This is a genomic window from Pseudomonas sp. S3_A09 (assembly GCF_054668065.1).
In genome coordinates, this window is sequence record NZ_CP162752.1 from 646,470 (window position 1) to 658,785 (window position 12,316).

The 12,316-nt window shown below is 58.8% G+C and carries 3 protein-coding genes; 2 read left to right on the plus strand and 1 reads right to left on the minus strand.

Annotated features, from left to right (window positions below; translation table 11 throughout):
- Positions 1-18: 18 nt before the first annotated feature.
- Together AB4N92_RS03200 and AB4N92_RS03205 are read left to right on the plus strand one after the other, a co-directional pair.
- A complete protein-coding gene (locus AB4N92_RS03200; RefSeq protein WP_236298127.1) occupies positions 19-4,893 on the plus strand; it encodes a Tc toxin subunit A-related protein in 4,875 nt (1,624 codons plus the stop codon).
- Positions 4,890-9,488, plus strand: coding sequence for a SpvB/TcaC N-terminal domain-containing protein (locus AB4N92_RS03205; RefSeq protein WP_236267123.1), 4,599 nt, complete (start codon positions 4,890-4,892; stop codon positions 9,486-9,488). Before AB4N92_RS03200 ends, AB4N92_RS03205 begins: the two co-directional genes overlap by 4 nt.
- A gap of 52 nt (positions 9,489-9,540) precedes the next feature.
- On the opposite strand, the gene AB4N92_RS03210 is transcribed toward AB4N92_RS03205, so the two are convergent.
- A complete protein-coding gene (locus AB4N92_RS03210) occupies positions 9,541-12,273 on the minus strand; it encodes an RHS repeat-associated core domain-containing protein (protein ID WP_236267122.1) in 2,733 nt (910 codons plus the stop codon).
- Positions 12,274-12,316: the final 43 nt, after the last annotated feature.

The following is a 12,316-nucleotide window of genomic DNA, read 5'->3' on the forward strand; positions in this document are numbered from 1 at the left end:
CAGACTCAAGGAATGATCATGTCTGAGACCCTCGACCAGCACCTCAGTGAAGCCTGGCGTGACGCCATGCTCGCCTACTATCTGGCCCATTGCATCGACACCGAGCTTAAAGACTCGCTGCGCACCCCCAACGACCTGTACGACTACTGGCTATTGGACGTTCAGATCAGCCAGGCGGTACCGACCAGCCCGGTCGCCAGTGCGATCACCAGCCTGCAGCACTACATCAACCGGATTCACTCGGGCCTCGAACCGGGTTATGAGACCCAGGGCATGTCGCCCCACGAGAGCCTGGCCTGGCAGAAGTCCCTGCACACCTACCCCCTGTGGAGCGCCAGCCAGCAACTGCGCTATCACCCGCATAACTTTCTCGACCCCACACTGCGTGAGGACAAGAGCGAGAGCTTCCAGCAACTGGAAAACGACCTCAACCAACATCGAATTCAACCCAACACTGTGCAGAACGCCATACAAGGCTATTTGTCACGGTTCGAAGGGATCGCCAGTATTCATACGCTCAATGGCTACATTGACGGCAATGTCGCGCAGTTGGATACCAGCACCTATTACTTCGTCGGCAAGTCCGCCACCGACAACCTCTATTATTGGCGTTCACTGGACCTGTCCAAACGCTCCACCGGCAAGCCTGACGCGCCTGCGCCCCTGGCCTGGACAGACTGGGAAGCCGTCAACCTGACGTTTTCCGCCGATACACCCGATCACAGTATTCGCCCGGTCCTGTTCAATCATCGGCTGTTTATTGTTTGGGCCGAGAGCATCAAGCCTGCGCCCTACCAATCCTTCAAGGCACAGGGAAACGGCAATGGCGACTACGAGGACAACGGCGACGACGAAAAACAACGCCAGACTGAGTGGCTGAACAGCCGGTTCGTGAAGTTTCGCCTGTGTTTTTCCTATAAAAAACTGGATGGCACCTGGAGCCTTCCGCACACGGGCCTGGAAGAGCACTGCGTTACGCGGGGCATCAACGCACTCACGTCGGCGCAACTTATCAGCATCACGCAGACCGTTGCCGTGGTTGATAGCCGCGCCCCTCACACCCTATTCCTGGGGATAAGGGCCAACACCCTGAATCATGGCAGCGACCAAATGGGCGATTTTTTCCAGGCCATCAGCGTCGATCAGTCACTGGGTATAAAAATCGTCGCTTCTGCGGGCAGCCCTGGCCGATACAAGATCGTGCCGGGCTCAGACGTCGCTCAGGAAACCATCAGGTTGCTGGAAGCCTATGAGGCTACAAAGAACACGCCACTGCAGACCGCGTTGTTGGGTGGCGCCGACCCGGGCAGCGTATTTTCCAGCGTGTTACTCCCTCCGTTTGCCCACCAATACTTCCGCCTGTTTTTCGATATAAACAAGGACAACTTACAGTTCAAGACACGCGTAGCGCTGGAGCAGGACAAAAGAACCGTAACCTTAGCGGCTCAAGCACTCGAGATCGAACACCAGAAGACGTGGGACTTTGAATTCAGAAGCAAGGATATAGAGGCTGCCGATACCGCCACCACAAGCTTTGATCCGGTCACCAAAGAGTTCGTCTTCACCTCGAAAACCATTCAGCCCTTTCTGCAGACTTACAGCATCACCCTTGCATCCCAGTACTCCGCGTTCAGCATTACCCTGGTCACCAAATCTGCGTTGCATGACCCGACCTCATTCGAAGTTGAACTCATGAGCGGCTCGAACATCAGGATCGACTGCGCGATACACCCCGTCGGAAGCGCCACCTACCACTCGATGTTCTTTAAAAACCCCAGGACCGGAAAAAGCTTTTCCAACGCCATCTATGACAAAAACTCCATATTGTTGAACCTTGTGGGGCAGATGAACACGATGCCGGACATGAGACCGGGACAACAAAATCAAGTTAAGCCCGTCACTGAATACTCCCTGGCCGGGAAGTTTCTCAACAAAAATGCATTCCTCCACTTATATACCCATCATCAGGATCCCTTCCTGGCGATACTCGACCGCTACAGCGGCTACGCCCTGCCAGGTGATGAGGCCGCCAACAAAAAACTGCACTTCATGAATGACCTGAGGCTTGAGTCCGTCAACACTTCCATGCCCAAGGTGCGTTTCTACAAGCACGTCATCATGCAGTCCAAACTGGAAGACGTACCCACCCCGCAAGCCATCAATAACAACACCGCCCGAATCCTTAACTTTACGGACGTCGAACACGAAAGCCTGGCGGGCGCGTTCCCAGAATTAGCAACCGGGCATCTGGCGAGTACACGGATAACGTTATCCGATGAGCAAACCGCATCAGCCATCACGGTGATCCATGGCGTCATCACACTGGAGAGTCAAGAGAACGAGGTGAAAGTCCTCGGCTATGCGCTCAAGGCTGTCAAATGCACCCTCGACACATCCCTTACCGTCGACGAGCCTGCCCATTCCCCCCGCATCATGCGCCAGCAGCAAACAACCGGAGAGACGGTCGAATCCATTGATTTTTCCACAAGCTTCGTCCGGAAGATCCCGGCAATCCGACTCAATACCAGCGTTGCGAGTCAATTGATCCAGACTGCCTTGCTCAGCTTCGACCCCTTATTTTTACGGTCCCCTGAGGATTGGACGGAACCGGCATTGACGGCTGACGCCTCACGCGTGCCCCTGGACTTCCAGGGTGCGCACGGCAAAAGTTTGCGGGAGCTGTTCATCTATTTGCCTTGGACCCTCGCACATTGCTTCAACCAGCAGCAGCAATACGCTCAGGCTGAAACCTGGTTGCACTACTTGTTCGACCCTCGCCGAACAGACGCCGGGGCGCTGAGTGTGTTGCTCAGCAAAACCGTTGAGCTGAGCTACGCCTGCCAACACCCCCAGAGCCCGCATTACCTGGCTCTCAGTTTTCCGACCTACCTTCGCAAGGCGTTGTACCTCCTCAATGTGGATATTCTGATCAACCGGGGCGATGCGGCCTATCGCCAGGTAAGCCCCGACAGCCTGGCCGAAGCCAAACTCTGGTACATCCAGGCGCAGAACCTGCTCGGCCTGCGCCCGACAATCACACGTGCCGATGCCTGGACCTCGCGCACATTGCGCACACTGGCGCAAGCGGACTCTCCGGCAGTACGCCAGTTGGAACAACAGCCCGAATACACCGCGCTACTGTCCCGGCAATGTGAAACCACCGGGCAACGTACCTGGCTCACGGACAGCCCCTACTTCTACCGCCCGTTGAACACGCAACTGGTCACACGCTGGGACACATTGGAAAGTCGCCTGCATGGGCTGCGCCATCATCTGGACATTGCCGGCAAGCCGTTGCGCCAAACCCTCTTTGCGACCCCCTTGCCCCCCGCGGCCCTGCTGACGCGAAACGCACAGAGCGCCACGGGTGGCGCCAGTGCCCTGTCACCGGTCCGGCCTGAAGTGGGTCACTACCGGTTCCAGGTCATGCAGGGGCATGCCTTGAGCGCAGTCGACAGCCTGGCGCAGTTCGGCACCACGCTACTCACGCTGATCGAGCGCAAGGAACAGGCGCACTACCTTGAGGTGCAGCAACAGAACGCCTGGCAACTCGCCGAGCTGGTGTTGACCCAGCAAACCCAGGCCCTGGCCATCGACGAAAAAAACAAAGACGCACTACGTCGCAGCCGCGCAATCGTCCACGGGCGACTGGACTTCCTGGCGCACCAGCTCAGCGAAGGCATCAGCACCGGTGAAATGTCGGCCGGCCAACACTATCTGGAGAGCGCCGCCTGGGAGAGAAAAGTCGCGATTGCCGGCATGGGCGCCGGTGCCGCCATGCTCGCGCCCAATATCTTCGGTACGTCGTTCGGGGGGATGCGTTTTGAGGGCGCGTTCCAAGCCTACCAGGCCTTCGCCCAGGGCGAGGCCAACACCGCCCGCGCCAACGGTAACGAGCTGGAACGCACCGAGCAATTCAATCGTCGTGCCCAGGAATGGGCCCACGCCGAACAACAGGCCCGCCTGGAATTGGCCCAGATCGACGCCCTGCTGCTGGTGCATGCCGAGCAGGAAAAAGCCACTCGCCTGCAACTGCGCAGCGCCCACAGCGCATTGGCCCAGGCCAAGTCAGCCTACGAACTCCTCGGCATGCGCTTTACAGGGGCACAGCTTTATCAATGGCTCACTGCGCAACTGAGCACGTTCTATTACGCACTGTATGACAGCGTCCACTCCCTGTGCCTGGCCGCTGAAGCCTGCTGGCAGTATGAGACCGCCGAAAGCCGGCAGTTCTTTCAAGGTGAAGCCTGGCACCACGCCTCCCGAGGACTGTTGAGTGCTGAAAACTTGAAACTGAACCTGGTAAAAATGAACACTGCATACCTGCAGCACACGCCACGGGAGTTGGAAATCAGCAAAACCGTGTCACTGCGCCATCGCTTGATCGAGTGCTCGGTCGTAACCAAAGGGCAGGCGTCTCAAGCCGCCAAAACCTGGACCGAGCATAAGGCGGGGCTGGTAAGCGGCGGCACGATTGGTTTTTCCCTAACCCAGGCGTTACTGGATGAGGACTATCCTGGACACACCCTGCGACGGATCAAGCACGTCAGCGTCTCACTTCCCGCCACGCTGGGGCCTTATGAAGACATCAAGGCGACATTGACCCAAACCAGTAATAAAATTCAGATGCCTGATGGCATCACCAAAAACGACTTCAGGGCACACCAGCAAATCGCCTTGTCACGCGGGCTGGATGATAACGGCCTGTTTACCCTCAGCTTCGACAACGATCCACGTTACCTGCCATTTGAATACACCGGGGTCATCTCCAACTGGATCCTGGAGTTCCCCAATCCTGCCCGGCAAAAAGCCGTCCTTGAATCAATCAACGACATTGTCATTCACCTGCGCTACACCGCCAGGGTGCCGGCTGCCAACGGGAGCAGGGCATGAACGACGATACACTCAACCTGCAGGTCAATACCCCGGCCCTGCCCAAAGGCGGCGGTGCCATTCAAGGCACCGGCAAAGGCTGGGGCGATGTCGGCGCCAGCGGCATGGCCACCTTTGAAATTCCCTTGCCGGTTTCTCCCGCACGCAGCTATGCACCAGCCCTGTCGCTGACCTACCACAGCGGCGCCGGTAACGGTCCCTTCGGATTGGGTTGGAGCGTGCCCCTGCCTGCCGTCAGCCGGCGTACTTCCCATGGCGTGCCGGCCTACACGGAGCACGACGTAATAGTGGGCCTCGACGCGCAAATATGGCTACCCGAGCGCGACGCCGAAGGGGCAATCGTCAGCCGTCGCCAGACCGCGTTCAATGATTTTCCACTGACCATCGCCTACACGGTCACGCGGTACTTTCCCAGGCTCGAGAGCCGCTTCGACCGTATCGAGCACTGGCATAGTGCAACCGATCCAGCAGGCTTCTGGTTGATACAAAGTGCCGATGGTAGTCAGCACTTTTACGGGAAGACCCCATTGGCCCGGATTGCCGATCCGGACCGCCCACACCACGTGGCGCAATGGTTGTTGCAGGAAAGCCTGAATGCCCACGGCGAGCACATTTATTATCACTACAAACAAGAAACCGACCCCTCACGCTACCCGAGGGACTGTCGAGCCCAGCATTACCTGGAGCGCGTCTGCTACGGCAACTTCACCGCCAAGGAGCAGGAACAGCTCTACCTCTGGCAGACCGACGATAAGCCGGACATGGGTTGGCACTTTCAGTTGCTCTTTGACTATGGCGAACGTGACCTTGAACTGGATAAGCGGCCGACGTACCAGGCCACGCGGGAATGGCCGGCACGACCCGACCCCTGCTCGGATTTTTCGTTCGGCTTCGAGTTACGCACCCTGCGCTGTTGCAACCAGATGCTGATGTTTCACCACTTCCCCAAGGAAGCGCAAATGGGCGCCGACCCGGTGCTGGTCAACCGTCTGCTGCTGGAATACCGCGCACCCAGCCATGTCAGCCTGTTGATGGGAGTGCATGAGCAGGCGTTCGACAGCGCGGGCAATAGCGTGAGCCGCCCGCCGCTGGAGTGTTTTTACCAATCGAGCCAGCTCAAGGTGGACAAGAGCGGCTATCAGCCCTTCAGTTCGCTGCGCGGTCTGCATGACAGCGATCGTTATCAATTGGTCGATCTGTATGGAGACGGCCTACCGGGTGTGTTGTATCGCGCTGACAGGAGTTGGTACTACCGTGAACCCCTCCGGCCGCAGCATACGAAAACCGGCGACGAGGTGATTTACGGCGAAGCCCAGGAATTGGCGCGGGTGCCGGTCGCCGACAGCACCCGGCCCATCCACCAGGCGCTGGCGGATGTGGACGGCGATGGCCGCCTGGACTGGCTGGTTGCCCACCCGGGAATGAGCGGCTTTTTCAGCCTGGACGAACAGCGCAACTGGTCAACCTTCACGCCGTTCGATGCGTTCCCGTCGGAGTTTTTCCATCCCCAGGGAGTACTCGCCGACTTGATGGGGACGGGACATCCCGACATTGCCATGATCGGCCCCCGTAGCGTGCGCCTGTATGCCAATCGCCAAAAAAAAGGCTTTGAACCCGCCATTGAGGTGTCTCATACGCTCGACGATACCCTGCCGATCATTTCTGCCTCGCCCAACGAACTGGTGGCCTTCAGCGATGTGCTTGCCACGGGCCAGCAGCATCTGGTGCGTATACGTCATAACGAAGTGAAATGTTGGCCAAACCTGGGTCGAGGACGTTTTGCCCAAGGGTTTGTGTTGGCCACGCTGCCGTTCCGTTATGAAATGTTCAAGGCAACCCATGTACTGCTGGTCGACCTGAATGGAGGTGGCGCTACGGACTTGCTGTATTTGAGCGCCGACCACCTGAGTATTTTCCTCAATAAAGGCGGCAACGGCTTCGAGGTACAGCCGATCAAAATCCCATGGCCCGAGGGCGTGCGGTATGACGACCACTGTCAGGTCAACGTCGTCGACGTGACCGGCCTGGGCTGCCCTAGCCTGATCCTGACCGCCGCCCACCAGACCCCCATGCACTGGCGCTACGACTTTTTTACCCGAAAGCCCTGGCTGCTCCTGCACACCGACAACAACATGGGGGCTCAGGCCTCGATCAAGTATCGCAGCAGTGCCCAGGAATGGCTGGATGAAAAACGTGAGCGCCCCGCCGACGGCCAGCCTGCTCTCTGCCAATTACCCTTTGCGCTGCTGCTGGTCAGCCAACACACCCAGCGAGACGAAATTACCGGCAACCAACTGACCCAACGCTGGCGCTATCGCCAGGCGTATTACGACCGCACGGACCGCGAATTTCGTGGCTTCGGGCTTGTGCTGCAAACCGACACCGAAAGCAGCACAGACACACAACACCTCCAGGGTTTCAGCGCACCCGTGCGCACCAAAACCTGGTTTCATACCGGGCAATCCATCGACATGCCCACCCTCGGCCATAGCACTCACGACCCACAGGCCAAGGCCATGGGACGCACGCTGGTCAGCCGATACAAGGCGACGTCCGGGGCGCAGCCGCTGGATCATCACGACGACTTGATCAGCGATCCTGCGCCGTCGCTGGCACGCGAAGTGGCGCGCGCACTCAGCGGCAGCGTGCTACGGGTAGAGGTGACAGCGGCGGACCCGGCGCAAGACGCAGTGCCCTATACCGTCACGCAACAGCGTTATCTGATCCGTGAACTGGCGCCGAACAGCGCCCATACACCCTACGCCCGGCTACTGCCATTAGCCCTGGAGTCGATCAGCTATCAATATGAAGGGGTGGAAGATGATCCCGTGTGCCAGCACCAGATCAACCTGCGCTGGGATGCCTATGGTTACCTGGTGCACGGCGTCACCCTGCACTATGCCCGCCGTACAAACGCTGACAGCTCACCGCCCACCGTGTTGGTCGACGAGCATCACAAGCGCTGGTGGCACGATACCCATGACAGCGCGCAACAGTTCTATTACCTGAGCGAAACGCTGGCACAGCACATTCATTTGGACGACGCACCGCACTGGCGCCTGGCCTTGCCCTACCGCCAACGACACAACGCCCTGGTGCTGGGCAAGGCCCCAGCGGCTGGCGGGTTAGACCTCAAGCGTATCGCCTATGAGGCGTTCATCGACAACCTCGACGGGCCATTGGCCGCAGGTGCCAAGCGTGAGCTGAGCAGCCTGTCGGTGCAACGCTATCGGCAAGCCGGTGGCCTCGGTAAAACCCTGGAGCCGGGCGTCGCCACTGTCCAGGCCTTGACCGATTACCAGGAAAGCGCAGAGCTGGATGACCAGGCCCTAAATGTCTACAAGGACATACCGGCGATGCCCAACCAACCTGCGGTGGACCTGGTGCAAAAGCTCAGCGACAGCGGCTATCACCCCATGGAGCTGTTTTTTCTCTTCCCCGGCGAGGTGCCGCCCAAGGAAAATCGCCTGTGGTCGATTCGCCGGCACTTTCCCCGCTATGGCAAGGCCACCCAGTTTTATCGGATAAGGGCGCTGCGGGCCACCGAGGCCCATGGTGAAACAACGCTCAACCATGACCCCTACATGTTGCAAACTGTGCGTGTAAAAATGCCCGACGGTTGTGTGACCAAAGCCGAATACGACTATCGATTGCTGCTGCCGACAAAAATTGTCGACCCCAATGGCAATATTCAAGAAGCGCTGTATGACGGTTTCGGGCAAATGCTCGTCAACACCTTTCGCGGTCGCGAGCAAAGCCTCAACGTGGGTTTCGACGCCTTGGAGCGCTACCGCCCGCTCAAGGATGTAACGCCCGGGTTTGCCATAGAACACGCGCAAAGCGTGTTGCAGAGCATGGCCCGCCTACACTGCTACGCCCCATTCAGTTGGATGGGCGCGGTCGACTTGGCCCTGGTCAAGCCAGAGTGGGTCGCCAAAGCCTACCTGCTCCCCAGCGGGCATATCCGCGCGGGCGCGAGGGCACGTCTGGGCGCACGAGCGCGCCAGGGTAGCGGTCGCCAGGGGCTCAGCGACAGCGACAAACAACTCAAGGCGTTGATCGACAACGCCCGTCGGACCCCGGTGCATGGGCTCATGTTGCAGGCCGACCGCTACCCGGACGATGCCGCCCAACAGATCCGCATGACCTTGACCTGTTGGGATGGTTTTGGTCGTACCTTGCAGACCAAGCAAAAGACTGAGTCAGGCCTGGCCAATGCGGTCGACGACAAGGGCAACCTGCTGGTCGATGAGGTACCCGATAAGGCACCCGGCACCTTGAAAAAACAGCTGCGCCAAGTGCAAGCCGACCCCCGCTGGCGCGTCAGTGAGCGTGTCGAATACAACAACAAGGGCCTGGTCATTCGCGTCTACCGCCCCTACTTCGCCGACAAGCACGCCTACGTCAACGATCAATCCATGCGCGAACTGGGCCACTGCGACCGACAGTTCTATGACCCCCTCGGACGCCCGACACAGACACTGACCGCAGGAGGATTCATGCGGCGCACCACCTATTGGGCCTGGTACACCGTCAACGAGGATGAAAACGACACAGAGGGAGCACTCCAGGTAACTCCATTGACTGAACAGTAAAGCCTGGGCCAGCGTGGCCACCGTTGCAAGGCGGCCACGCTGAACCGTTCAGTCAGTGCGTCGCCCGCGCTGAACCGCTGGAGCGGGATAGTGAGCTGACCGGTTTGTAGCGACGCCAAAGGGAAGGGTCGGACCGCCAAGGGGCGTCAACCTGTTGTTTCTGATGATAGAACGTCACATGGCCTGGCACGCGCGATCGATGTCGATAAAGCCAGCGCAGCTCCGAACCCGCGAAAGAGGTTTCGGTCTTATTGATCACGTTGGCCATATCCAGATGATCAAGCGCAAAATGCACATGGCGAATACTCTGAGGGTCCGTCAGCGTTTTCAACGCTGACTTACTGGCGCGACTGACCAGCTTGCCCTCGAACGTACGCAAGCTCATGCCATGGTCTAAAAGGGTTTTCTCGAACGAATAGGTACCAGAAGAATAGTCACTCACGAATTTCTTCGCGAACGCTCGGTTGGCGGCGGTCGACGTACAGCCCGCATACTTCGACTTAATGGCGTCATAGAACTGCTGCGCGATCGGTGCGCCATGCACCTGGAGCTGTTGTTCAAACTCATCGTCGGTGAGCCTGCCCTTCCCGTACTCAACGTACATAGGGATGAGTTCTTTTTTCAACCTTGCCATCGCCGCGCCCATCTCTTCAGCCCCGAAATAGGTGACCATTGCGTCCCCACGTGCCGTCAGCTTTGACCAAAAGCTGCGGTAGCTTGTCACGGTACTGCCCTTACCGAAAATGATGTCGCCTCGACTGGGTTGAAATTGTTCGCCAAACGACGCTTGCGTGCCATCGGCATCCGTGAATCGCAGGGGGTTGCCCAACGTCATGGCGTACAGATTCAGACCGTCCACATCACCCAAAGGGTCCGGGCTGATCCATCGTTGCAACCACGGCGCGTAATACCGCGATCCGTAGTAATACAGCCCTGTTGCGTCGCGCTCCTTACCCGCGTAACGGCGAACCTGATAGGTAGCCCTCTGCGTACCGTTGGTAGCCCACCACGCCGTTGCGCCATAAGGATAATAATGTTCCTGGCTCAACAACTGCGCTTGCCCGTCCAGCTCCAGTAAATGGCTATTGAGGTGATCAAGGATACTGAACTGAAGCTGTTCTTCACTCTTATCACTGGGGCCACCGGCCTCCCACTGCAACACCGTGGCCCGGCCGCCGCCCGTATCAATCTCCAGCACGCTCAAGCGCTTGCCAGGTTGTCCATGCAGGTGCAAACCCGGCAAGTAACACGTGATATGTGTATGGGGTTTCCCAGCGACCTGCTGGCTTCTGATCTTGGCTGCCCGCTGGCCTTGGCCATCGTAGAGGTAACGTTCCACATCAGGATCAACCTGCGCGCGCCGCACCTGCGTCGCGTGGGTGAGTTGATTACGTACGTTCCAGCCTAACTGCTGGCCGCTGCCCAATATTTGTTGGTTGCCGCTGGCATCAAACATCGTTGCCCATGGTTGCGGCGCTCCGTCAGTGACCGACAAGGCGCGATTGCTGCCCACTGCTACATTCATGTCCCGGGTATAACCTGCTCCACTGCTCGGCACATGGCGGAGACGTGTCAAGTTGCCACTCTCATCGTAGGTGTAATGCTGGGTGTAATTGCGCCAGAGTCCGGGAGCGGTTGCACCGAACGTCACCCGCTCCGCAGTTGCCTGACCACCTCTGTTGCCGGCATTTTCCCGACCGCTGGCCTGGGTTAACTGGTACAAACTGTCGTACTGGTAACGACTGACCGCATCAACACGAGCATTGCTGTGCCATTTAGTCGGCTGGGCCTGGTCGCTGAGGCTGAGGATGTTACCTACCGGATCGTACTCGTACACAAGGTCCTGTAGAGGCTTGGCGGCCTCGCCCTTGCGATACACCGTCAGCTGCAACAAACGATTATCTTCAGCGGCGTATTTCGCCCTCTTGGTGACGTCATTGCCCATCCGTTCGGACTCCACCAGACCGCTGGCGTTGTACACACGCTGGTTCATCAACACTTGGCGCGTGCCCCCGCGCAGGGTCAGCGCAACCTCCAGCAGCCAGCCTTGTTGCCCATAGCGCTGGTGCCGACGATTGCCCTTGGCGTCGATCTGCTCCAACAGCGCCCCCAAGGCATCGTAGCGCCAGGTCGTGGTATGGGCGTTGGGCTCTAGCTGTTCGGCTTGAGTTTCATCGCTCGGCGGCCAGTCAACTGTCGGAGTATCCATGCGAAACCGTCGAGTCTGCTTGATGACGCTCCCACCGATCCCGTACCCACCCATCCACAAAACACCGGCCGGGTCCGCATGACGAATCAGTCGACCACAACGGTTGCCAGCCCTCTCGGCGGGCGCGGCTGCCGCATAGGTCAGGCGCTCGACACAACGCCGCGCCGGCTGATCCGCCGCTTGTTCGAAGATGGCCAAGGGGCGCACCTGGGTATCGTACTCATAACACTGGTGAGAGCCTCGGGCGTCCCAGCGTTCCAGCACTTGACCGCCCCCGCCCAACAGTGACATCTGCCAGCCGGCGTCCACACTGTCGGTACACAGCAATTGCCCCGAGAGGCTGTAATACTGGCGCTGATTGGGGCGGACGCTGGCCGATGCCGACTCACTCAGCGCGTGCAGCCGTGGGTCCCATTGTTCCAGCAACCTCCCTTGGCTGCCAAACACCCGGCGCTCAATACGTGCGCGGGGCAGGTCCTGGGAGGTGTCACGATGATAGGCCACGCTGCGGACCGCCAAACCACGAGGATCAATGGCCGATAGCGTGGGCGTATGTTGGTGCAGGAGATGAGACATGGCGTAACAACCTGAATAGCAGACGATCAGCCAAGCCTAGAGA